At 40.2% G+C, this 22,979-nt stretch carries 19 protein-coding genes and 1 tRNA gene; 9 read left to right on the forward strand and 11 right to left on the reverse strand.

All coding sequences use genetic code 11. The features are described 5' to 3' along the window. Nucleotides 1–6: 6 nt before the first annotated feature. The 7 genes from A4S05_RS09955 to A4S05_RS09985 form a co-directional block, all read right to left on the reverse strand. Nucleotides 7–756: a hypothetical protein gene (locus A4S05_RS09955; RefSeq protein WP_069069672.1), complete on the reverse strand. Its 750-nt coding sequence runs from the start codon at nt 754–756 to the stop codon at nt 7–9. A gap of 285 nt (nt 757–1,041) precedes the next feature. Then, the gene (locus A4S05_RS09960; protein WP_069069673.1) at nt 1,042–1,455 is read right to left on the reverse strand and encodes a secondary thiamine-phosphate synthase enzyme YjbQ; all 414 of its coding nucleotides are present in this window, start codon (nt 1,453–1,455) and stop codon (nt 1,042–1,044) included. Between the two features lie 43 nt (nt 1,456–1,498). Then, entirely contained in the window at nt 1,499–1,723 is a 225-nt protein-coding gene (locus A4S05_RS09965) for a hypothetical protein (RefSeq protein ID WP_069069674.1), read from the reverse strand. After that, nucleotides 1,720–2,217: a hypothetical protein gene (locus A4S05_RS09970; RefSeq protein WP_069069675.1), complete on the reverse strand. Its 498-nt coding sequence runs from the start codon at nt 2,215–2,217 to the stop codon at nt 1,720–1,722. Before A4S05_RS09970 ends, A4S05_RS09965 begins: the two co-directional genes overlap by 4 nt. Before the next feature lie 27 nt (nt 2,218–2,244). Further along, on the reverse strand, nt 2,245–3,327 hold the full coding sequence (locus tag A4S05_RS09975; RefSeq protein ID WP_069069676.1) for a glycosyltransferase family protein: 1,083 nt from the start codon (nt 3,325–3,327) through the stop codon (nt 2,245–2,247). 137 nt (nt 3,328–3,464) lie between these two features. Further along, entirely contained in the window at nt 3,465–4,658 is a 1,194-nt protein-coding gene (locus tag A4S05_RS09980; protein WP_069069677.1) for an aminotransferase class V-fold PLP-dependent enzyme, read from the reverse strand. Nucleotides 4,659–4,761: 103 nt separating this feature from the next. Further along, nucleotides 4,762–5,220: an HIT family protein gene (locus tag A4S05_RS09985; protein WP_141699684.1), complete on the reverse strand. Its 459-nt coding sequence runs from the start codon at nt 5,218–5,220 to the stop codon at nt 4,762–4,764. A 232-nt stretch (nt 5,221–5,452) separates the two neighbouring features. Here A4S05_RS09985 and A4S05_RS09990 point away from each other — a divergent pair, with 232 nt between their 5' ends. The 8 genes from A4S05_RS09990 (at nt 5,453) to ftsH2 (ending at nt 16,826) form a co-directional block, all read left to right on the forward strand. Next, nucleotides 5,453–6,913, forward strand: a complete 1,461-nt coding sequence (locus A4S05_RS09990; RefSeq protein ID WP_069069679.1) for a TM0106 family RecB-like putative nuclease — start codon at nt 5,453–5,455, stop codon at nt 6,911–6,913. A 171-nt stretch (nt 6,914–7,084) separates the two neighbouring features. Then, nucleotides 7,085–8,269, forward strand: coding sequence for an esterase-like activity of phytase family protein (locus tag A4S05_RS09995; RefSeq protein WP_069069680.1), 1,185 nt, complete (start codon nt 7,085–7,087; stop codon nt 8,267–8,269). Nucleotides 8,270–8,780: 511 nt separating this feature from the next. After that, nucleotides 8,781–10,403, forward strand: a complete 1,623-nt coding sequence (locus A4S05_RS10000; RefSeq protein WP_069069681.1) for a serine/threonine protein kinase — start codon at nt 8,781–8,783, stop codon at nt 10,401–10,403. Between the two features lie 101 nt (nt 10,404–10,504). Continuing rightward, complete coding sequence (locus A4S05_RS10005; RefSeq protein ID WP_069069697.1) at nt 10,505–12,028, forward strand: serine/threonine protein kinase; 1,524 nt, start codon at nt 10,505–10,507, stop codon at nt 12,026–12,028. A gap of 110 nt (nt 12,029–12,138) precedes the next feature. Beyond that, nucleotides 12,139–12,212: transfer RNA gene (locus A4S05_RS10010), tRNA-Asp, on the forward strand. A gap of 138 nt (nt 12,213–12,350) precedes the next feature. After that, on the forward strand, nt 12,351–13,796 hold the full coding sequence (gene gltX, locus A4S05_RS10015) for a glutamate--tRNA ligase (RefSeq protein ID WP_069069682.1): 1,446 nt from the start codon (nt 12,351–12,353) through the stop codon (nt 13,794–13,796). Between the two features lie 223 nt (nt 13,797–14,019). Then, nucleotides 14,020–14,520 carry a hypothetical protein gene (locus A4S05_RS10020; RefSeq protein WP_084227064.1) on the forward strand — a complete coding sequence of 167 codons (501 nt, stop codon included), beginning with the start codon at nt 14,020–14,022 and terminating at the stop codon, nt 14,518–14,520. Between the two features lie 419 nt (nt 14,521–14,939). After that, complete coding sequence (gene ftsH2 / locus A4S05_RS10025; RefSeq protein WP_069069684.1) at nt 14,940–16,826, forward strand: ATP-dependent zinc metalloprotease FtsH2; 1,887 nt, start codon at nt 14,940–14,942, stop codon at nt 16,824–16,826. A gap of 149 nt (nt 16,827–16,975) precedes the next feature. Here ftsH2 and rnc read toward each other — a convergent pair whose 3' ends face one another. From rnc to A4S05_RS10040, 3 genes are all read right to left on the reverse strand, one after another. Next, entirely contained in the window at nt 16,976–18,148 is a 1,173-nt protein-coding gene (gene rnc, locus A4S05_RS44190) for a ribonuclease III (protein ID WP_176726962.1), read from the reverse strand. A gap of 97 nt (nt 18,149–18,245) precedes the next feature. Then, complete coding sequence (locus A4S05_RS10035) at nt 18,246–18,854, reverse strand: hypothetical protein (protein ID WP_069069685.1); 609 nt, start codon at nt 18,852–18,854, stop codon at nt 18,246–18,248. A gap of 43 nt (nt 18,855–18,897) precedes the next feature. After that, nucleotides 18,898–19,485, reverse strand: coding sequence for a Uma2 family endonuclease (locus A4S05_RS10040; protein WP_069069686.1), 588 nt, complete (start codon nt 19,483–19,485; stop codon nt 18,898–18,900). 91 nt (nt 19,486–19,576) lie between these two features. Between A4S05_RS10040 and bchD the strand changes: the two genes are divergently transcribed. Next, a complete protein-coding gene (gene bchD / locus A4S05_RS10045; protein WP_069069687.1) occupies nt 19,577–21,610 on the forward strand; it encodes a magnesium chelatase ATPase subunit D in 2,034 nt (677 codons plus the stop codon). 61 nt (nt 21,611–21,671) lie between these two features. Here the strand turns inward: bchD and A4S05_RS10050 are convergent, their stop codons facing one another. Beyond that, complete coding sequence (locus A4S05_RS10050; RefSeq protein ID WP_069069688.1) at nt 21,672–22,457, reverse strand: RNA polymerase sigma factor SigF; 786 nt, start codon at nt 22,455–22,457, stop codon at nt 21,672–21,674. Between the last annotated feature and the right edge of the window lie 522 nt (nt 22,458–22,979).

The raw sequence follows: 22,979 nt of genomic DNA on the forward strand, positions 1-22,979 counted from the left end.
TGCTAATCAATGTCTCTGTGGTTGAATGTTTAATTTTAATGCTAATTGCTGGCGCATTTCTTGGAAAGGTTTGTTCCATACAGGACTAGCATTCCAATTCCATGCTGCTACTGGAATAAGTTGTTCTTTTGCTAAATAAGTTAGCAGACGATATTCATCTTCTGGTTCACGAGAAAAGGTAAAGGGGTTACGGTAGCCTGTTTCACACAGTTTATAAGATATTACTTGATCATGATTAATACGTTGTAAAAGTTCCTTACCTTTAGCGAGTAAATAATCAAAAAAAACCAGACTAAAAGGTTCTATATGTGAGCGTTTTTGTGGTTCTTTTTTTACCCATCTTGCCCAATCAAATCCATACATAAAATCATGAACATAACGAAACCGCATTTCCGTTTTATTCCCGAACATTTCCGTCAAACAAACCATCTTTTCATCAAAAACTTTTAAGAATGGAACAGCGCCCTCTTCTGCGGTTAAAGCCTGTCTAAGCATACTACTTACCAGAAAATCAAAATCCCAGAAGATGTTTTCTGGGAAGTTTTGCAACTGAGTACAGACTATGCTTTCGAGAGTTTCTTGAAGGGTTGTAAGAATTTGAATGTCGGTGTTTTGTTCAGTAATCAAATTTCCCAATTCTGCAAAATTAGTAATTAATGTCTTGTGCGGATTAAGTGACAATAAGTTAACCGACTGCTGGGCAAGAATTTCATCAAGAAATTGAAAATTAGGATTTGGTTTTAGTTCTTTTTTCATATTAATTGAAGTTGCCCAGACAGCTTACACTAAAATATTAGTGTATATTAAAATAAATATATTATTAAATAATCATAAATAAACTTAATTTTTAAATTAACAAATTGACATATATTACTTGGTATGTATCTGGTTTCATTTTTATGAATAAAGCTATTACGGCAAGAATTATGTAATAAATATTGCCGCATAGATCATAATATTATACCATACTGATTCGCAGTATAAACAGAGTATTTAAACTCTATAAAATGACACTTCAAATCAACGAGAATTGAGAAGTATCTATCCAGAAATGTGAACAACCAATTCTCTTGAATGACTGCGTTGGCGGTGTTCCCAAATATAAATTCCCTGCCAAGTTCCCAGTACAAGATGACCTCGATTAATGGGAATATGTTCAGAAGTGTGGGTGAGTGCGGTACGGATGTGTGCCGGCATATCATCGGGGCCTTCTGCATTATGGATATATTTGCCTGATTCTGGAACAAGTTTTGCCATAAAATCAGCTAGATCCACAAGAACATCAGGATCGGCATTTTCTTGGATAACTAAACTGGCTGAAGTGTGGCGTAAAAATAAAGTACAAAGACCAATATCAACACCTGATTCTGCAACTATGGATTCAATTTTTGCAGTGATATTGTAAAAAGATTTACCCGTAGTAGAAATTCTCAGTAACTTTTGGTAGTGGCTCATTTAAAACAGTAATTATTGATGACAGTAAAATCTAATTAGCAGTTCAATCTGCTTGATTTGGTTGTTGTTCTCTCGTTGGTTGATCGCTTGACTTAGTATGTCTTTTTCTAAAGAGGCTTAACACCGCATTTACAGACTCTTTTATGACATCGGGGATGATAGGCGTATTAGGTAGATTGTGAGATAAAGCTGTAATGTTAGCCGGATCTGGCTCTGGCAGTTGTAAACCATTTTTAGAAGATGTTGTATCATCTTGGTTGGTATTCATATTTTTTGTAGTTCAGGAATAAAATAAACTGTTACTTGATGTAACAAGGCAACAAAAGCAATTCCGGCAGTTACAAAAGTAGCATACGTCAGAGATTGAGAAATATCCTCTACTTGTTTCTGATTTTCATTATAAGTCTCTCTCAAGTTAACTAACATCTGTGACTGGTATTCTTGAGGTGAAAATTTCAAATATTTATTCTGAAAATCGTCAGTTTCTAGGTTGGGACTGACAAAAAATTTGCGTGGCAATAAAGCCCGTATTAGTAGCATAAAGTTGAAAAGCAGTAACAATATTTCTAGTACACTAAAAAGACTAAATATTGTAATCAGCCTGGATATTGTTAAAAAACTTAATAATGCGGTGTTTGTGACAAATAATATGTTCATCTGAGTGATTAAAATCTGCCGTTCTTCCTTTTGCCTTTCAATCACTCGTCGGACATCTTGGGCGGCCAATTCTAAAGTTTCTTTATCTATTGTTGGAGATTCCATTCTTAATTGATTTTATTTTGAATAACTTTATTTCGTCTGCAAATAATTAATAACAGCTTTAGCGATCGCTTCATTCCCATCCTTAGCAATTGCTTGAGATTGCTTTGGTGGTTGAGGAAACTCATGGAGAAAATCCCAAGTCCCTTGAAAAAACTCAGATGGGGTAATGATTTGATGCTGATTATAATTAGTTATGCCTTCTACTAGAAAAGCTGCTTCGGCAAAATCCTCACGCGGTATAGTAACAATCGGTACTCCTAATAATGTGGCTTCAGAAAAAGTACTGTAACCAGGTTTAGAGACGACTCGCGCACAAATAGGCATAAAATCTACAGGGCGGTATTTGCGGTCATCAATTTTCACTAAATTAGGTAAATCAGGGGCAGATTGATCAAAGACGATAAATTGCCAATCTGGGAATCGCCGCAGGTTATCGTAGGGGATTTGCTGTAAACCCAAACCACCAAAGGTCAATAAAATAGTTTTTTCGACTGGTGTAGTTATTCCCCAAAGAGAACGTAAATCATCAGCAGAGTAACGAGGGGAACCGCCTGTTAAGCCTACATCTGTGATATTGTTAAAAGCCTGCATTGGTTCATGGAAGGGAAGACGAAACAAGCGATCGCACTTTGAGTACCCATCACTAATCCAATCTGCAATTGCGGTAAATTCGCCTCCCCAATCTCGGTAGATAAAGTCCCAGCCAAAGTTACTCATCATCCAGCAGGGAATATTTGCAGCTTTGGCAAATCCAGGAGCGAGGAAGGGAATATCTGCCAAAATGAGATTAACGCGATTTTGGCGGATAAAATTCACTTCTGAAGCAATCAGCGAGTTCTGATGCTTCTTAATATCCAGCAACTTTTCTAAAGTCGCTGCTTTATCCATTGTCAAACTATCCGTTTGCACCACACCCAAATCAAATGCACGGGGACGATAGATAAAATCGCCTTGTATGTAGCACTCTAGCAACCAGCGTGGGGCAGTACTCACCAGAATTAGTAGAACTTCTGGGCATAATTTTTGAATTGTCGCGGCTATAGATGCGGTGCGAGTAGCATGACCAAAGCCGTGGTTAGTGATAGCTAAGTATAAGATTGGGCGTTCCATTTTCAAGTTAGAAATTATTTACATTTTGGATTTTAGATTTTAGATTTTAGATTTTTACTTCAATCCAAAATCTAAAATTGGCAGAGTTAGGAGTGAAAATTCTAATTTTCACTCTGAGAATTTATAACTCCTAACCTTTAATTAATCTTGCTAAAACTTTGAATTGCCTCAACCAATAGGTCGATTTCCGATTCTAAAGTAAAGTAATGGACGGTAACGCGTATACAGCTAGGATCGGCAATTGTCCGAGTTAATATCCTTTGTGAGTCTAAAAATTGCACCAACTTCAAATTAGCTTGGGGCTGATTATTTCCAAGTTGGAAGGAGATTATGCCGCTTTCGGGTGGGGAAGTTCGCAAACATTTAATATCAGGTAACGCTGTCAATTGTCGCCAGAGGTACTCACTGTTGTGGCAAATTTGCTCGTAACGTTCCTGTGACGTTCCCCATTGCTGATGAATTGCGATCGCTTCCTTTAACCCAAGATACAACGGATAAGCTAATGTAGACACTTCGTATCGTCGCCCATCTGGAAGCCAATCCACAGGCTGAGATTGACTATCCACAACAATGCCATTCAAGCCAATAAATGTAGGTTTCAAACTTTCTCGTGCTTCTGGTCGAACATACAAACCACCAGCACCCGCAGGGCCACATAACCATTTGTGACCAGTGAAAGCATAAAAATCTACTCCCAATTCAGTCAAGTTTAAAGGCAACAAACCAGCAGATTGAGCAGCATCTATTAATAGTGCAGAATTATTATTCCTACATACTTCGGCAATTTTATCAAGAGGTAAAACTTGACCAGTATTCCAGAAAACATGACTCAATATCACTAGGCGGGTATTAGAGCGCAAGTGCTGGGCAATTACTGTTACAGGGTCGCCCTCATTTAAAGTCGCTTTTAGGGGACAGGTAGTAACCTCTACAGCGAATCTGCGTGAGATTTCTTGCGCTGTCGCAATTACACCTGGATGTTCGCAGTCTGAGAGCAGCATGTGGTCGCCAGCTTGCCACTCAATGCCCCACATAGCGATATTACAGCCAACAGTGACATTTTGAGTGAGAGTAATTGTTTGGCTTGGTGCATTTAACTCCAAAGCGATCGCTTCTCTTGCGGCTTGAGTTTGGGGTGCTATCCAGCTATACGCCTCATTCCCAAAGGGGCCGATTTTTTGAACATAAGCTTGAGTTTGGGCCATAGCATCCATTGCTTTTTGGGGCATCGGCCCTTGTCCCCCATAGTTGAAATAAGTCTTATTTGCTAAAGCTGGAAATTGCTCTCGATGGCGATGCAGCTTGATTGGTGATGCAGAAATACTAGTCATAATTCACAAGGGATATCTGCTGTTTACAGGTTATTGAGATTTAGAGGAATTTGTACTTTGTGGTAGGAGCAATGAAATTAATTTAAGCCCTCGCTGCCAAATTTCATCTCGTAATCAGTAACGATAAATGCTCTGTGACTTTTTCTCTTAGATTCTGGGCTGTTTGAGAACTAATCAGATGATGTTTGAACTCTGATACATTACGCCACGGATTAGTCTTGCGATCTGGATCAGACTCGTAACGGGGGAAGAGATGCCAATGAATATGTGGCTCACCATTTCCATAACAGGCATAATTCATTTTCCACGGACTAAAAGCGTTAACAATAGCTTGTCCTGCCAACATCACCTCTTGAAATAAGGCGGACTGGATAAGTGGGGGAAGTTCATGCAACTCTCTAATATGTTTTTTTAGAAGGATGAGAGAGTATCCGCGATGAAACTGATGATCGCCAATCACAAAGATTGAATGCTCGAATTCGTGGATAAAGTAGGGATTCTGACCGTTTCTCCAGAGTGTGACACGCTCACAGATGAGACACGGCTCATGTTTTTCTGTCATGTACCCTTGTAATAATGGATAAACCGTGATTATGTTACTCTCTTGCAGTTGTAATTTGGCAAAAAAGCAAACGCTTATGCTGTTTAAACCAATAGCTAGCTCTTGACAGTATAAAATAAACGGCAAATTAAGTGTGGATGCGTTGGCGTAGCCCACCAAAGGTATCGCTACTTCCAGATTTTAGTTGTCTAATTTACTCCCAGAGTGTACTAATTCTTGTTAACTTATAAAGATGCTAATTAATGCTGAACTCCTACTGCAATATCAACGCTGTAAACGCCGGCCTTTTCTAGATACTCACGGTGACAAAAGTCAGCGCGATGCTCCCAATGAGTTGCTACGGAAACTGCAACAGGACAAAATCGCTCATCAGCTGAGTGCTTTGGCACAAAAGACTTATCACCAACCAGATTATTCTTATGGAAACTGGGAAAGGGGAGAGAAAGAAACTTTAGAATTGATGCAGCGTGGGGTTGAATACATATATAAAGGAGTACTGTTAGCAACTTATTCTGAAGCATACACCCTCCTAAGTCGTCCAGATTTACTTGTGAAACAGCCAGGAAAATCCCATTTTGGGGATTGGATATACGTCCCAGCTAATATTGAACTGGGTAAGCGTCCTAAGCAAGAATATCAAGTTGTCGCTGCATTTCATGCTCAAGTATTGGCGACAGTGCAAAGAGTTCCAGCTGAAACAGCTTCGCTCATATTGCGAAGCAAAAATACAAACTATGCGGTGGATTTGTTCAAATGGACGCCACGGATGCAGGAGATTCTGGAGGAGTTTATTCAAGTTTTAGAGTTACCGAATCCGCCAGAAGTGTTTATTTCTCGGCAAAAGTGTAATCTTTGCCATTGGTATAGTGAATGTTATGCGATCGCTCAATCTGAAAAACATCTCTCATTATTACCAGGTGTAACACCCATTCGCTACACTCAACTCCAAGCCTTAGATATCACCACACTGGAATCTCTCGCTAACACCAGTCCCAGCATTTTAGAAAACTTACTTGGTTTTGACAGAGAAATAGCGCCCAAGTTGGTAGTGCAAGCTCAATCTGCACTAGAAAAACGACCTCTAATTTTACCCTACCCGTTACCAATAGAAGATATTACATTTACAGCACCCATAGAGATTTACTTTGATATTGAAGCACAGCCAGATTTGGATTTAAATTATCTCTTGGGGGTTTTAGTTGTTGATAGAGTTGCCAATACAGAACAGTTTTATTCGTTTTTAGCAGACAAACCAGAAGACGAAGAATTAGTTTGGCAGCAATTTTTGGATTTGGTTTGGCAATATCCCGAAGCGCCAATTTATCATTTTTGTGTCTACGAGTTTGATACAGTCAAACGGATGGCAAAGCTGTACCACACTCCTTACTCTTTAGTGCGTCCTGTCCTGAATCGATTTGTGGATGTGTATGAACAATTAACCGAAAGTGTAGCATTGCCCGTAGAAAGCTATGCCCTCAAAGCGATCGCTCGTTGGCTAGGATTTGAGTGGCGGGAAAAGGAAGCTAGTGGTGCCAAATGTATTTACTGGTATGATCAGTGGCTAGAAACAGGCGATCGCACCTTACTAGAAATTATCCAAAGCTACAACGAAGATGATTGCCGCGCTACCCGCAGAGTCAAAGATTGGCTTGTTAACTTTTTTCAGGATGAATATGATTTGCGACTTGCTTAATTAGCGCTGAGTACTTCGCATACTCCAGTATAGTTTTGTTCTTTTCAGATAAGATCAAAACACTTGTAGAGACGGCGATTTATCGCGTCTAAAAAACCCACAATTTTGTACAATTAGCCCTTAACTCAAGCGTATTGGTTTATAATTTTCAAAATTTAGCAATAGCTCTCCATGCAGTTCATTAAAAAACTCTTCATATTCCCGCGAATTATTTACTTTTTTATCCCGATTATAATTATCATTTTCTTCTTTATAGTTTTACATACAAATGCTGTTGAAATCAGTAGTATAGAATTTATTGGGGAAGCCACTCTACCGAAAGGTTTAATATTTCAGAAAACTGAAGTTGGAGGCTTATCTGGAATTACATATAATGTAAAAGACAACCTTTACTATGCTATTTCCGATGACCGTGGACAAAAAGCTAATGCCCGTTTATACACTCTTAAAATCGACTTGAGTAAAGGTTCCCTACAAAAAGATGGAGTTATCCCAGTTAGTGTAACTACATTATTAAATCAAAATAGTCAAACATTCCGCCCCAGTGAAACTGATACAGAAGGTATTGCATTAACTAATAAAGCAACTGTGTTTATTTCTTCTGAAGGCGATGTTGCAAAATTAATTGATCCTTTTATTAAAGAGTTCTCACTATCTTCTGGTAGAGAAATTACAACACTTCCCATACCAAACAAATTTTTGCCAGATAAAACTAATCAACAAGGTATCCGCAACAACTTAGCTTTTGAAAGCCTCACCATCACACCTGATAAAAAGCATTTATTCACAGCTACCGAAAATGCTCTAATTCAAGATGGTGTTGCAGCTAAACCTAATATAGGTAGTCCTTGCCGAATTTTGCAATACAACTTGCTCAACAAGCAGCCAGAAAAGGAATTTCTTTACCAAACAGAACCAGTTGCACCATTTTTGAATTTAATTGGCAAATTCGCTAGTGGATTGCCCGATTTACTTGCTCTCGACAATCAAGGACACTTCCTAAGTTTAGAACGGTCATTCACTGGTTTAGGATTTGCTATTTCCCTGTTTCAGGTTTCTTTAGAAGGAGCCGATGATATTCATAATATTGATAGCCTTTTAGCAGTTGATGCCAAAAATATTAAACCAGTTCAGAAACGACTGCTATTAGATTTGAGAAAACTAGATGTACTGCTAGACAACATCGAAGGCTTAACTCTTGGCCCTAAACTACCCAATGGACAACAATCATTAATTCTCATCAGTGATAACAATTTCAACTCCCTACAACGCACCCAGATACTAGCCTTTCAAATTCAAATTGAAACTCCGCTAATTAGATTCTTACGCCGTTTACTGCCAAGCTTAAACAATTAGCTGTATAGAGATAAAGGTGTGTAGGCGTAGCTCGTCGTAGACATCGAGGCTTTACTGCTATTTATTTATCGAACAGAATTCAGCAATGTTTTCTGTATGGCTGGCGGATGAATAATCGGCGTTTTTGCACCCCCACCGAATTGAAAATTTGGTGGTCTTCAAGACGTTCCAGGATGAGCTAACGCTGCGCTATCAGTCGGGGATTCAGACCCGCAACTGATTTATTCTGACTCCTGAATTCTGACTTCTGAATTCTTCTTCAATACTGTGTATTCACGGAATCTACTAGGTAACTTTATCTAGCCTATTTAGAGTTTCCGTGTAATTTCTCAGCCGTAATCCTTAATAAATATGTTACACAATATTTAGGAGCTTTTGCAGAGAAATTAACCATAATTAAAGCTTGTAGTTAGTTATCTCAAAATAATGATATTTTTTTAAGATTTAAATTTAATAAATAGCTAGAATCTTTAAAGTATTTTGCCAACAATATTTTTCAAAAATGATTTTCATGAAACAAAATAAAATTGAGAATATGGTAGGGCAAAAATCAGAATTAGACGATTACATTGGGCAATGTTTAAATAATCGCTATTTAATCAGAGATTTGATTGGCAAAGGGGGGATGGGTAGAGTTTATCTAGCTGAAGATACTGCCAAAGGTGGTATGCCGATCGCAGTCAAAATATTATCACTTAATTTAGCGAACCAACAAATGTCTCAACGCTTTGCCAGAGAGATTTTTATTGGCGCTCAATTGGGTCGCAAAAGTAAACATATTGTTCGCATTTTAAGTTATGGCGTTACTGAAGATAAAACTCCTTTTTATGTAATGGAATACCTCCAGGGAAAAAACCTCAAACAAATTCTCAAAATTCAGCCCTTAACAATATCGAAGTTTTTGCAGATTTGTAATCAAATTTGTTTAGGTTTACAATGTGCCCACCAAGGCATCAGCCTTAAAGGAGAGATTTATCCTATCGTTCACAGGGATATCAAACCAGAAAATATATTCATTAGTGAAGATAGTAAACAAGGAGAAATTGTCAAAATACTCGACTTTGGCATTGCCAAATTTTTAACAGAACGAAGTGGGATGACCCTGACAGATTCTTTTATTGGCAGTTTGCCTTACTGTTCTCCAGAACACATGGAAGGGCGCAAACTGCTAGATGTTCGCTCTGATATCTACAGTTTGGGAGTACTAATGTTTGAGATGCTGACAGGAAAGCATCCATTTCAAACAAAAAGTAACTCTTTTGGTACTTGGTATCAAGCGCATCGCTTTCAAATGCCACCTACAGTTGAAGAAGTTAATCCACAAGTCAAAGTTCCGCAGATATTAGAAAAACTATTGATGAGTTGTTTAGCTAAAGAAGTAAGCGATCGCCCTCAGAATATGAACAAAATATTAGAAGATTTAGAAAAGGTTAGTATTCAGCTTAATGATGTTATTCCTAGTAATAGTATTAGCAATGTGAATCTCTCATTTCCGGTTCAGTTAGTACCCGCAACTTTATTATCAGAACAAGAGTGTTTGCAGAAAAATTGGCCTAAAAATAAACCAATTGCCCCAATCGGTTTTCCTCATTTACTCCATACTACCCAAAGACCTATACCAACTTTTTGGGCAATGTTGCCTAAACAAGAGATTACAAGATTTTTAGATAAAATACATGGTACTGAATTTATTAGTAAAATGAATGTCTACCCGATGCTATTGTGGATAACAGTACTATACGATGCCGAACCTTCTATGACTAAATGGCTACCTTATTTTCTAGATTTAAAAGATAATAAAGGGCAGAATATAGCGCGTAGTTTAGCGGAAGTAGGCTACTATCATCTACTATTTTTCACTCTAGAAGATCCAACCCGTTGCTCTCATGTAACAACTTTAAACCTCACCGCCAGCCAGCGCCAGCAACTTGTAGATTGGTTAGATATTAGTCAACAGCCAAAAGAATTAATTTCACCTAATCAAGCCAAAAATATTCTCAAAACAGAGTATGAAAAGCTGAAGTTAGACATCTTACAAAATTTAGCCATACATCAAAAAAATGAGAAAGAAAGCTTAAGAAATTGGATGAATAAATTTTTGGAGATTTTTTTTAAGTTTGTATTACGTTATTGAAAGCCTGCCATCAAAATGTTTCCCTCTATTCCCTAAAAGCCTTCTCTTAATTATGTGTGTATTGCTAACTTTAAATGTACTCAGCAATGGAGGTTAATAAAGTGAATCAGAGCTTATTTACATCTCCAAATAGTACGGGCTTGCTTGCCAATCGTTATCAACTCAAGCAATTAATTGGTAGCGGTGGTATGGGTGAAGTTTTTTTAGCAAATGATATTTTGTTAGGAGGCATACCAGTTGCTATCAAGTTTTTGACTCAAACTGTTGTCGATACTAAGATGCAACAAGACTTTGCTCGTGAAGCTTTAATGAGTGCAGCTTTAAGTCAAAAGAGCATACACATAGTACGGGCGTATGATTATGGTGTGAATGAGAAAGGTAAACCATACTACGTTATGGAATATTTATGTGGCAAGAGTTTAAAGGATTTAATTCCGCTATCTCTGCCCATCTTTTTAACTATCTCTCGGCAAATTTGTTTAGGGTTAGAATCCGCTCATCAAGGTATTAATATTGATGGCAAAATTTGTCCCTTGGTTCATAGAGATATAAAACCTGCCAATATATTAGTTATTCCCGATCCGATATTGGGTCAGTTAGTTAAAATTCTCGATTTTGGGATTGCTAGATTTTTAAATTATGCATCAACAGCTAGTACAAGTAGGGGATTTAATGGCACTTTACCCTACTGTTCTCCAGAACAACTAGATGGGGAAAAATTAGATAGTCGATCTGATATTTATAGCCTCGGTGTGATGATGTTTGAGATGCTCACAGGGAAAAAACCTTGGCAACCAGAAACAGACTATTTTGGTGCTTGGTATAAAGCACATCACTTTGAACAACCAAAAGCGATCGCAGATGTTAAACCCTCTCTTAAATTACCTCAAAAACTAAATAATTTAATCATGTCTTGTCTTGCTAAAAAAGCAAGCGATCGACCACAAAATATCGCTCAAGTTTTGCAAGTCTTAAATAGTTTAGAACAGTCTAGTTGTCCCAGCTTACCTACAACTTTAGGCTCTAATTCTATCCTTAGCCGTCCCTTAGATTCTGGATTACCAATCACAGTAGAACAAAGTTATCGGCAACTTTTGTGGCCTCAAAATAAACCAATTCAAGAAATTGTTTTTCCTCAGCTTCTAGATACCCCACAAGGATCTATGACAGCGCTATGGTTGATGTTGTCTAAACAAGAAATCAAAAACTATGCAGTTTCTAGCCGTTACAACCAGTTTATCTTTATGACATCCCCTCACCCAATGCTATTGTGGGTAACTGTACTCTACAATCGGCAATTGGCTCCTAAGTGGCTACCGTGCTACTTAGATATGCAAAATCCCCAAAATCTTCGGTTGGTAAGTTTACTGGCTGAAAATGAGCAGTATCCGTTGATTTTCTTTACTCTGGAAGCGCCAAATTCTTGCATCAAAGTTCTTAGCAGTCGCATCGAGCCAACTCAGCGGCAAATGTTGAAAACCTGGGTGCAACAGAGTCATAGTCTACCACCCACTTCTCAACCCCAGTTGAGCAAACAGCTATTAAAGCAGCAGTATAAACAAATGCAATGCCGAATATTGCAGCATCTCGAATCAGAACCACAGGTTGTATTATCAAGGTTTTAACGAAAAATTTCCACCTTGAAGAGATGAGACAAAAATAATTTCTAATTTCCAACTCCAAAACACTTGACAAGTAAAAAAAAAATAGTGATAATAGCAAAGTTGCCAAACAAGGGACTGTAGTTCAATTGGTTAGAGCACCGCCCTGTCACGGCGGAAGTTGCGGGTTCGAGCCCCGTCAGTCCCGTTCTAAATTTATGAGTAGTGAATCACCGGAGTTAAGTTCGGTGATTTTGAATTTTGAATTACCCAAAGGGATTGGCTCAGAATTCAGGGTTTGAATATAAGCTACATTTATCATGCTTTGCGAAAGAGAGAATTAACTGTGACTGTTAGAGTCCGAATTGCGCCGAGTCCAACCGGAAATTTACATATTGGTACAGCTAGAACGGCTGTATTTAACTGGTTATTTGCCCGTCACCACGGCGGGAAATTTATACTGCGAATAGAAGACACAGATTTAGAGCGATCGCGTCCCGAATACACCGACAATATTCTTGAAGGACTGCGCTGGCTAGGGCTTAACTGGGATGAAGGGCCATTTTTCCAATCCCAACGCCTGGATCTTTATAAAGGAGAAGTACAAAAACTACTAGAGCGAGGATTAGCCTATCGCTGCTACACCACCTCAGAAGAATTAGAAACTCTCCGAGAAGCCCAAAAAGCTAGAGGCGAAGCTCCTCGCTATGACAATCGTCACCGCAACCTTACACCAGAACAACGCGCCGCTTTTGAAGCAGAAGGTCGTTCTTCTGTAATTCGTTTCAAAATCGAAGATGAGCGCGAAATCGTCTGGAATGACCTAGTAAGGGGAAAAATGTCTTGGCGAGGTAGCGATTTAGGTGGTGATATGGTCATCGCCCGCGCTTCAGACGAGGGTAGCGGTCAACCTTTATACAACTTTGTCGTTGTAGTGGATGACATAGATATGCAAATCACCCATGTCATCCGGGGAGAAGACCATATCGCCAACACCGCCAAGCAAATTCTGTTGTATGAAGCAATGGGTGCAAAAATCCCAGAGTTTTCCCACACACCGCTGATTTTGAACATGGAAGGACGCAAGCTTTCCAAGCGGGATGGCGTCACTTCCATTTCTGACTTTCAGAAAATGGGCTTTACTGCTGAAGGCTTGGTGAATTACATGACATTGCTGGGTTGGTCGCCACCAGACTCGACGCAAGAAATATTTACCTTAGAATCAGCAGCCAAAGAATTTGGCTTTGAGCGTGTAAATAAAGCAGGTGCAAAGTTTGACTGGGATAAGCTGGACTGGTTGAACAGCCAGTATATCCACAAAACGCCAGTAGATAAACTTACAGATTTACTCATCCCCTATTGGCAAGCGGCTGGGTATAAATTTGATGGTGGAAGAGAACGCCCTTGGTTAGAACAGCTAGTAACTTTAATTAGTCAGAGTTTGACTCGTTTAGTAGATGGAGTAGCTCAAAGCCAACTGTTTTTTACTGACACAGTTGAATTTAGCGACGAAGGTAGCACACAACTGAAACAAGAAGGTTCTGCTGCTGTCCTTGAGGCGATTGTCACAGCTTTGGAAAACCAGCCGCAACTATCGGAAGCCGCCGCCCAGGATATTATCAAACAAGTGGTGAAAGAGCAAAAAGTCAAAAAAGGCTTAGTAATGCGATCGCTCCGAGCAGCCTTAACTGGAGATGTTCATGGGCCTGATCTGATTCAATCTTGGTTGCTACTAAATCAGATTGGTTTAGATAAATCGCGCTTGAGTAAAGCAATAACGGCAGTGAATTAGCGATTACTTCCGGATTTTAGAAATATTTTAGATTTTAGGGGCGCACAAACGTGCGCCCCTATCCATAAGGTAGAGCAACTATAAGAACCAAAAATCATTGACTAATTACTCATGAATTATCCCCAATTTCAAATCTAAAATAGGTAGTCAATTCTCCTCACGTTGGGAACTTGGTGTGTAAAATTAATGTCTTCAAAAACACTTAGAAGCGAACGTAATTACAATGCCGACACAAGCGCTCAATAGAGGGATGAGATTATCGTTCATGATAGTTACACTCTTCATCATATCGACGGTTAACCCTGTTACTGATGCTGATGCTCAGGAAGCACCAACGATATTTGGAGATGTCACTATTAGCCCTCAGTTTTCCCCAGACCCTTTGACAGTTCGCGGGATGAGTGGTGGTTCAATATCTGGGAATCAAGTAGCTGGGAGAAGTGAAACAGCCACCGGCCCTTGTAACGGATTTGTTGATCAAACCCCAGACCACACATTAGCGCTAACAAGTAAATTTGACTACCTAAAGCTACAAGTGCAAAGTCCTGAAGACACCACCATAACTATCAAGGGGCCCGGTGGTACTTGGTGCAATGACGATTTTGATGGCAAAAATGCCGGCATTGTTGGTGAATGGCTACCTGGAAGTTACCAAATTTGGGTTGGTTCCTACGAAAAAGGCAAATATCTTCCTTACACTTTACAAATTACAGAAGCTAAGTAGGGGATTGGGGATTGGGTACTGGGGATTAGGGATTAGGTATTGACAATTAGATTAAAAATTAGGGTTCAACTAATTTTTACCAGTCCCCAGTCCCCAGTTTCCCAGTCCCCAGTTCCCCAGAATGATGATTGAGAAGGGCTTAAACAACACGAGGAGTATTCTGGAGAAATTCTCCGTGTCTTTGCATCCCGTTGCGCTCCTTTTTCTCGTGCGATTTTGTATTAAAATTAAGTTAACTTTGATTAAGATTCTTGTTGGCATCGCCATAATGCTCTAATCGCTTTATAGCAATGCATATAAGAGATCAAATTAAACAAAATGGATTTATAGACATCCGTTTAACAGCTTAAAGTAACAGAGTGATGAACATTCCGTTGCTAAGGCTGATGAGTTGTATAGGCATCTAAAGGCAAATTAAGATGAAATTCTCTTGGAAAGTCGCAGTACTCTGGACATTGCCAGCTTTGGTAATTGGCTTTTTCTTCTGGCAAGGGGCTTTTGCAGGCGCTCCTACTGACATGAGTAAGAATGCAGCCAATACCCGCATGACCTATGGTCGCTTTCTAGAATACCTGGACGGCGATCGCGTCAGCAGCGTGGATCTTTACGAAGGCGGTAGGACAGCAATTATAGAAGCCCGCGATCCAGACATCGAAAATCGTGTCCAAAGGTGGCGTGTGGATTTGCCTATTAACGCTCCTGAGTTAATTAGCAAGCTCAAAGAGAAAGCCATTAGTTTTGATGCTCACCCCATGCGGAATGATGGCGCAATTTGGGGATTGTTGGGCAATCTCATCTTTCCAGTTTTATTGATTACCGGGCTGTTCTTTTTGTTCCGGCGTTCTAGCAACCTTCCCGGCGGGCCAGGTCAAGCGATGAACTTCGGCAAATCCAAAGCGCGTTTCCAAATGGAAGCAAAAACCGGAGTCAAATTTGACGACGTAGCTGGGATTGAAGAAGCTAAAGAAGAATTGCAAGAAGTTGTCACCTTCCTGAAGCAGCCAGAAAGATTTACCGCTGTGGGCGCACGGATTCCCAAGGGAGTGCTGTTAGTTGGGCCTCCTGGAACTGGTAAAACTTTACTAGCAAAAGCGATCGCTGGTGAAGCAGGTGTACCTTTCTTCAGTATTTCCGGCTCAGAATTTGTGGAAATGTTCGTTGGTGTGGGTGCATCCCGCGTCCGCGATTTGTTTAAGAAAGCTAAAGACAACGCCCCCTGTATCATCTTCATCGATGAAATCGACGCCGTTGGACGCCAACGGGGTGCTGGTATCGGTGGTGGTAACGACGAGAGAGAGCAAACCCTCAACCAATTGCTCACCGAAATGGACGGGTTTGAAGGTAACACAGGCATCATTATTATTGCTGCTACCAACCGTCCCGATGTACTAGACTCAGCCTTGTTGCGTCCCGGTCGCTTTGACCGCCAAGTAACAGTCGATGCACCCGATATCAAAGGGCGTTTGGAAATCTTACAAGTCCATGCGCGGAACAAGAAACTAGACACTAGCGTATCCTTAGATGCGATCGCTCGTCGTACTCCTGGATTCACTGGTGCTGACTTAGCTAACTTACTCAACGAAGCAGCAATTCTCACTGCGAGAAGACGCAAAGAAGCGATCACTCTCCGCGAAATTGATGATGCAGTGGATCGCGTAGTTGCAGGGATGGAAGGTACTCCATTGGTAGATAGCAAGAGCAAGCGCTTAATTGCCTACCACGAAATTGGACACGCCTTAGTGGGGACTTTGTTAAAAGACCATGACCCAGTACAGAAAGTTACCCTAATTCCACGGGGACAAGCACAGGGTTTAACTTGGTTTACACCCAATGAAGAACAAGGATTAATTTCCCGTTCTCAGTTGAAAGCCAGAATTACTGGTGCTTTGGGTGGTCGCGCCGCTGAAGAGGTGATTTTTGGGGCTGCGGAAGTCACAACTGGCGCTGGTGGAGACTTGCAGCAATTATCGGGAATGGCACGGCAGATGGTGACTCGGTTCGGGATGTCCGACTTAGGCCCACTGTCCTTAGAAAGCCAGCAGGGAGAAGTATTCTTGGGTCGTGATTGGACAACCCGATCTGAGTATTCCGAATCCATTGCTTCTCGCATTGATGCTCAAGTCAGAGAAATTGTTGAGCAGTGCTACGACAATGCTAAGAATATCATCCGTGACCATCGCACTGTCACCGATCGCTTAGTAGATTTGCTCATCGAAAAAGAAACCATTGACGGCGAAGAATTCCGCCAGATTGTAGCTGAGTATGCTGAAGTACCAGAGAAGCAACAGTATGTACCGCAACTGTAATAGTTGACTCTTTTCCGGCTACTATCTGGAAATGAGTAAAGTAACAAAAAGTAAAATGAGGATGGTATACTCCACCCTCATTTTTTTGCGTTTTTTCAGTGTTAGAAAGCTTATAATTTTAAAATTCTCAAAATTTATGAACCCATAAACTATAACAAACCTTGTTTTTTCAACTTAGCTAGTGCATCTTCAGCAGCAGCTTTTTCTGCATCTCTTTTATTACGTCCGTTGCCTTCGCCGTAAATTTTTCCATCTACCAATACTTTTGCAATAAATTCTGGTGCGTGAGGAGAACCTCCTATTTGTTCTGTGAAATATTTGGGAGGAGTTGGAGTAACGCTGCGTTGCACCCATTCTTGAAAGCGATTTTTGGAGTCTACAAAATTCTTGGAGTTGCTATCAGATTTATGAGGAACAGGTGAGTTTTCAACTATTGCTGAATCAAACAATGGTTCCACAAAATCTCGGACTGAATCAACTCCAGAATCTAGAAAATAAGCACCAATAATAGCTTCAAAAGTGTTACTGAGCAAGCTAGATTGTGTTCGTCCTCCATCTTTTGCTGCACCCCTACCTAGCCGCATCCATCGACCCAAGTCTAAACTAACAGCAAACTTTGCTAACTGCGGTTTATCTACCAACCGAGAACGTAAAGGTGTTAAATCGCCCTCTTTTGTGTCTGGATAACGACGATATAGATACTCGCCACTCAGGAAATTTAGTAAGGCATCACCCAAAAACTCCAGTCGTTCATTATCTTCACCTGAATTAGGGTTTTCATGCATATATGATGTGTGGGTTAGCGCACGAAGTAGGAGAGAAGCATCTTGAAAGGGGAGGTTTTTTAATATTTCATCTAAACTTTCTCTTATACGGACTTCTTCAGCCTGTTTTGGAGAAAGAAGTCGTAGAACTTCTTGTTTTTGTTTTTCTATAATATCTGCTTCTGATGCTGAGATGGCTTTAAGGAGTCTAACAATACTATCAAGTGCCCGATAAGTATCTTCATAAGAGAAATGCTTTACATTTTGATGTGCCTGTTTGTTGCGGACTTCAATAATTTCACTCACTAAAGCACGTTCACCATAACTCAGCTTTCTTTTGAAGACTTTATCCCACTGCTTGCTCATTACTTTCAGCAAGACAGAAACATCATCGTCTATGTTGTGCTTTACTGTTTGCTCATCGGATATACAAGATGTTGCTACTATCAACCAGCGCTCACCGTGGACTTTCTGCATTTCCCTCTCAAAATAAGGGTATAACCCCTGATGTAAAATAGTTAAGGCTCTGCCAACTCGTTCGTTATTGCTAATAGCCATTTAGATATTTTTAGATCACTTGTTTAATTAAATATTTATTTTAAACACTTATTTGAAATTTGTCACAAAGATAAATTCAAAGTTTACAACAATCAATTTAAGACTTACTTTGGGCGATCGCACCATACAAAATACCTAAAATTTTCTTAATATCCTTAATATAATATTCACTCAAATCAATAGAAACTACATTGCCTTCAAGCTTGAGAAATTGCCAGATAGTGCCGATAGTAACAGCACCATATATAGCTTTTATTTGATTTCCACCTCTTTCGTTAAATAACTGAGCAGCTACCATTTCGGCAATACATTGGGCTAAATCAGACCTCAAATTCTCATTTTTACTTTCTACTAAGACAATCACCGGACTACGGACAAGCAACTGCTCCGAAGAAAGACTCAAAATAAAATCACAAAAGCCATTTAATCCTCGCTGGCTATCAACAGTAAAATCAACTCCCGAAAAAAAGCTTATTTCATAATTAAATTTGCGTCTAATTTCTAATAAAATTGGACTGATTATCATTTCACTTCGAGCTTTTTCCGAACTTATCGCTACTGCTAAATCAACATTTTCCCTAAGAAGAGTAGATAACAAATCGCTACATTCTTGCTCCTGCACATTTGCGAATAGTCCAGATGATTCGTGGATAACTAACCCAAAAGAATCAATAACTTCAATAAGTTTAAAATCACTATAAGCCATAAAACTTAATCCTTTGTCTTATGACTGAATCCTATAACAAAGTTTAAAAATTTCGCTTTGGCGGAAAAACCTTAGCTAAATCAAGATATAAATCAGGGAAGCAGGGAAAAGTTATTATCTCATCTGACAGTAAAATTCGCTTATTTGAATAACCATATCTGCCTTGATTATCCTGATATGGTTCACTGTAAGCTTCCAAATAATTATCGAATAAATTGAATATCCAATAATCAGTAATACCTCCTTTAGCATAGAGAGGTATTTTAACGTCTTGGTCATAGGCCAAAGAAGAATCTGAAACCTCCATTACTAAAAACACATCAGCCGCTTTAGGATGACCCGACAGATAATCATCAGCACGGTTTTGAACAATCGCAAAATCAGGCTCAGGTTCGCTATTAGGTGGCAAAGCAATCGGCGCTTGTGATTGCAAAGTAGCCTTGTCTCCCAGTATTTTGGGGAGTTCCTTCCACAGTTTTCTTAAACAAGTTTCATGAGCTGTACCTTTAGATGCCATTTCAATAATTTCCCCGTTGATTAATTCAATGTGGTCATCTTCATGAAAAAAGCCCAATTCTCCAAGCCTGTGGTATTCATCCAGTGTGAAGCGTTTCGCCTGAGCAATACTCATAACCTTACCTTTCTCTCATTGCCATAATACTTATTCTAAATGTGTCAGAAATTGGTATGCTAAAGGCCGAGACTCGCTATATAAGCAAACAATGCCTGCGCCTACTATCAATCCCACAATCACTGCTTTTCCCTTGACAGCCGTAGTCGGTCAAGAAGCAATTAAATTAGCCTTACTGTTAGCCGCAGTTGATCCTGGTTTGGGAGGAGTAGCGATCGCAGGTCGTCGCGGTACGGCAAAATCTGTAATGGCTCGTGCTATCCACGCTCTACTACCGCCCATTGAAGTTGTCAAAGGTTCAATCAGCAATTGTGACCCCAACCATCCAGAAGAATGGGACGATCAATTATTGGCGGAGTACGCAGATAAAAATATTCAAGATGTTCCCGTCGAAATCATCCCTGCGCCTTTTTTGCAAATTCCTCTAGGTATCACAGAAGACCGACTCCTAGGTTCAGTGGATGTGGAAAAGTCGGTAAAACAAGGTGATACGATTTTTCAGCCCGGTTTACTCGCTACAGCCAACCGGGGTGTACTGTACGTAGATGAAATTAATTTATTAGATGACCAAATATCAAATCAGCTTTTAACAGTATTATCTGAGGGACGCAACCAGATCGAACGGGAAGGGATTAGTTTTCAGCATCCGTGCAAATCCCTATTTATTGCGACTTACAATCCAGAAGAAGGCGGATTACGGGAGCATTTGTTAGATAGAATTGCGATCGCACTCTCTGCTGACGGTGTACTCGGCTTAGATCAAAGAGTAGAAGCAGTAGAAGTTGCGATCGCTTATTCTAAATCTCCCCAAGACTTTCTCCAACAGTACAACGAAGATTTAGACTCCCTCAAAACCCAAATCATCTTGGCGCGGGAATGGTTGAAAGAAGTAATCATCACCCACGAACAAATTGCCTACTTAGTGGATGAAGCTATTCGTGGCGGAGTTCAGGGACATCGCGCCGAGTTATTCGCCACGCGGGTTGCCAAAGCTGCCGCGGCTTTAGAGGGACGAACAACAGTTAATGCCGAAGATTTGCGCCGTGCAGTGGAATTGGTAATTGTACCACGCGCCACGGTTGTGCAGACACCACCACCAGATCAAGCACCGCCACCCCCTCCACCGCCGCCGCAACAGAATCAAGAAGAACCCCAGGACGAATCAGAAGAGGAACAAGAAGAACAAGAAGAACAAGAAGAAAATCAAGAACAAGAACCCCCCGATATTCCGGAAGAGTTTATCTTTGATCCAGAAGGGGTAATTCTTGATGACAGCGTGCTTTACTTTACTCAAACAGCGAAGCGGCAAGGTAAATCTGGTAGTCGAAGTATCATCTTTTCCGATGACAGGGGACGCTATATTAAGCCAATGTTACCCAAAGGGAAAGCGCGACGCATTGCAGTAGATGCTACCTTGAGAGCTGCGGCTCCTTATCAAAAAGCACGCAGAGAAAGACAACCAGATAGAAAAGTTATTGTCGAACAGCCCGATATTCGCTCGAAACGCCTGGTACGTAAAGCCGGAGCGTTGGTAGTATTTGTGGTAGATGCTTCTGGCTCAATGGCCCTGAATCGAATGCAATCGGCTAAAGGTGCAGTGATGCAACTGTTGACTGAAGCTTATCAAAACCGCGACCAAATAGCATTAATTCCCTTCCGAGGAGAACAAGCGGAGGTATTATTGCCTCCAACACGTTCTATTGCTTTGGCGCGTAACCGTTTGGAAAGGTTGCCCTGTGGTGGGGGTTCACCTTTAGCACATGGTTTAACTCAAGCTGTGCGCGTCGGCTTAAATGCTCAGATGAGTGGAGATATTGGGCAAGTTGTCCTTGTCGCAATCACCGATGGGCGGGGTAATATTCCTTTAGCGCGTTCTTTGGGCGAACAGCTAGAACCAGGAGAAAAGTCAGATATCAAAGGAGAATTATTAGAAATTGCTGCCAGAATCCGTTCTTTGGGGATGCAACTATTAGTAATTGATACAGAAAGTAAATTTGTGTCTACTGGCTTTGCCAAAGAATTATCGCAAACAGCAGGCGGTAAATATTATCATTTGCCGAAAGCTACAGATCAAGCTATTGCTGCTATGACCAAAGGTGCGATCGCTGATTTAAAATCTCGATAATTAGTTTATTAGTTATTTGTCAGTTGCTTTTCTACCAACCACTGACCATTGACTAATGACATCAAGATCCAGTGGGCATTACCTGCGGTTGCAAATAACAAATCAAATCTTGAATTCCCTTTTGCAGATAGCGAGTTACAGTCATTGGACTAGTACCAATGTTTTTAGCAGCATCCTTGCGAGAAAGTTCCTTCAAGAATACCATTTCAACTGCCATGCGGGGTTTTTCTTCCAACATATTGATTGCACCTTGGAGTTGTTGGCGTTCTTCTTCTTGTTGCAGAAGCACATGAGAACGAGGACAAGGAAGTGCTTCACCCAAGGTTATTTGGCAATCAACATAGTTAACTGCGGTTGCATCTAAACTCAAAGGCATCCGGTTTTGAGCAGCTAATTTGGTTTCTTGCCATTCTTGCACAGATACCCGAAGTTGGCTGGCAATTTCAGCATCCTTGGGCTGACGACCTAAAGACATTGCCAAGTCCTTGCGAATCTTTTGCCCTTCATTGTATAATTCTTGCCAACGACGGGGAATTTTTAATAGAGTACTGCGATCGCGCAAAAAGTGCAGCATTTCACCGCGAATATATGGCACTGCAAAGGAACTAAAAGCATATCCTTGGCTAGGGTCGAAACGCTCAATAGCCCTAATCAAACCAAAATACCCAATTTGTTCTAAATCTTCATAAGGTTCATTACATTGATGGCTGAATTTATGAGCCATCTTCCGCACTAAGCCAGTATGTAACTGTACAAGTTTATTACGAAGTTTAATAGAAGGATTCTGGTGGTACAAGTGCAATAATTCTATACCATCAGTTCGTAAAGAGGACTCACTTGTTGCCATATACATTCCCTTGTTGTAACTCCTATTCCTGAGAAAATGGAGTTGCGTATATTTTCTTCTAAGCTGTTATTATTTTGCTGAGTCAGGGAAGAATAAGCCATCGTCGTTTCACTGAACTTGTTAGGGGTCGAACTCCACAATTCAGTATTTGTACGCATGATTTTGCGAACCTCTCTGTTACAAGTTATTTTTGCTTTTTATATAACTCTTGAATGGTAAATAATCTTTAGCTTTTGCAACAAAAACTAGCTATTTATGCTGAAAAATGCATGACTGACTTAATACTTATCTGTCATATTGAGTGCAATTTGATCGGCACTGAATTAATTGCAAATTTATCGAAACAGAATTCAGGGGTCAGGAGTCAGAATTCAGTATGAATTCTGTAGGAGTGGCGGATAGCGTAGCGGTAGCGAGTCCACGTTCGCTTTTAGCCGTCTTGATTCAGGAGTCAGGAGTCAGAATTCTGACTCCTGACTCCTGAATTCTGACTTCTTCTTCAAATATTGGTAAGAATAGTAA

Origin of the sequence: Nostoc sp. KVJ20 (assembly GCF_001712795.1) — a bacterium.
GTDB lineage: Bacteria > Cyanobacteriota > Cyanobacteriia > Cyanobacteriales > Nostocaceae > Nostoc.

What these genes read in the sequence shown, in the direction of transcription:
- A4S05_RS09955 (WP_069069672.1), bottom strand. Translation starts at nt 756, where the DNA reads ATGAAAAAAGAACTAAAACCAAATCCTAATTTTCAATTTCTTGATGAA.
- A4S05_RS09960 (WP_069069673.1), bottom strand. Translation starts at nt 1,455, where the DNA reads ATGAGCCACTACCAAAAGTTACTGAGAATTTCTACTACGGGTAAATCT.
- A4S05_RS09965 (WP_069069674.1), bottom strand. Translation starts at nt 1,723, where the DNA reads ATGAATACCAACCAAGATGATACAACATCTTCTAAAAATGGTTTACAA.
- A4S05_RS09970 (WP_069069675.1), bottom strand. Translation starts at nt 2,217, where the DNA reads ATGGAATCTCCAACAATAGATAAAGAAACTTTAGAATTGGCCGCCCAA.
- A4S05_RS09975 (WP_069069676.1), bottom strand. Translation starts at nt 3,327, where the DNA reads ATGGAACGCCCAATCTTATACTTAGCTATCACTAACCACGGCTTTGGT.
- A4S05_RS09980 (WP_069069677.1), bottom strand. Translation starts at nt 4,658, where the DNA reads ATGACTAGTATTTCTGCATCACCAATCAAGCTGCATCGCCATCGAGAG.
- A4S05_RS09985 (WP_141699684.1), bottom strand. Translation starts at nt 5,220, where the DNA reads ATGACAGAAAAACATGAGCCGTGTCTCATCTGTGAGCGTGTCACACTC.
- A4S05_RS09990 (WP_069069679.1), top strand. Translation starts at nt 5,453, where the DNA reads ATGCTAATTAATGCTGAACTCCTACTGCAATATCAACGCTGTAAACGC.
- A4S05_RS09995 (WP_069069680.1), top strand. Translation starts at nt 7,085, where the DNA reads ATGCAGTTCATTAAAAAACTCTTCATATTCCCGCGAATTATTTACTTT.
- A4S05_RS10000 (WP_069069681.1), top strand. Translation starts at nt 8,781, where the DNA reads ATGAAACAAAATAAAATTGAGAATATGGTAGGGCAAAAATCAGAATTA.
- A4S05_RS10020 (WP_084227064.1), top strand. Translation starts at nt 14,020, where the DNA reads ATGCCGACACAAGCGCTCAATAGAGGGATGAGATTATCGTTCATGATA.
- ftsH2 (WP_069069684.1), top strand. Translation starts at nt 14,940, where the DNA reads ATGAAATTCTCTTGGAAAGTCGCAGTACTCTGGACATTGCCAGCTTTG.
- rnc (WP_176726962.1), bottom strand. Translation starts at nt 18,148, where the DNA reads ATGGCTATTAGCAATAACGAACGAGTTGGCAGAGCCTTAACTATTTTA.
- A4S05_RS10035 (WP_069069685.1), bottom strand. Translation starts at nt 18,854, where the DNA reads ATGGCTTATAGTGATTTTAAACTTATTGAAGTTATTGATTCTTTTGGG.
- A4S05_RS10040 (WP_069069686.1), bottom strand. Translation starts at nt 19,485, where the DNA reads ATGAGTATTGCTCAGGCGAAACGCTTCACACTGGATGAATACCACAGG.
- bchD (WP_069069687.1), top strand. Translation starts at nt 19,577, where the DNA reads ATGCCTGCGCCTACTATCAATCCCACAATCACTGCTTTTCCCTTGACA.
- A4S05_RS10050 (WP_069069688.1), bottom strand. Translation starts at nt 22,457, where the DNA reads ATGGCAACAAGTGAGTCCTCTTTACGAACTGATGGTATAGAATTATTG.